Origin of the sequence: Pseudomonas sp. F01002 (assembly GCF_004402115.1) — a bacterium.
Lineage (GTDB): Bacteria > Pseudomonadota > Gammaproteobacteria > Pseudomonadales > Pseudomonadaceae > Aquipseudomonas > Aquipseudomonas frigoris.
On sequence record NZ_SOPU01000058.1, the window covers coordinates 1 to 460 of the forward strand.

At 61.7% G+C, this 460-nt stretch carries 1 pseudogene; it reads left to right on the plus strand.

Features of this window, described 5'->3' with window-relative positions:
* A pseudogene (locus E3W21_RS31310) lies at positions 1 to 460 on the plus strand (hypothetical protein); the annotation flags it as partial.

Sequence of the window (460 nt, forward strand, 5' to 3'; positions counted from 1 at the left end):
CCGCATTCGCATTCCGTTTGACCCGCTCATCCAGGCCGGCATGGCGATCGAACTCAAATGGTTCGGCAAGCGGCCCGATCAGACTATTTACGACCCGGAACTGGAGTGGTTCTTTCCCAGCGATGAGGAAGCCAAGGATCCCGAGGGCTTCCTCGTCACCGTCGAGGGCAAACACCTCAAGACCCTTGAAGGCGGCACGCTGGAGTTGTGGTACAGCCTGCTCAGTGAGGAAGACGGCACGATCGTCAGGCGTGAATCCGTGCGCACCTCGCTGCTGAACGTTGGCGAGCCACAGTTCGAACTGGTCAAACCCATCGTCCTCGGCGAGAAGGACGGCAGGCTGGAGCCCAAGGATTTGCCCGGTGGCGTCAGCAAACTGACCGCGCCGCGGCCCGTCGCGAAACCGACCCAGGCCAAGGATGTGGTGACCTACACCTGGACCGGCGAAGTGACCGGCAAG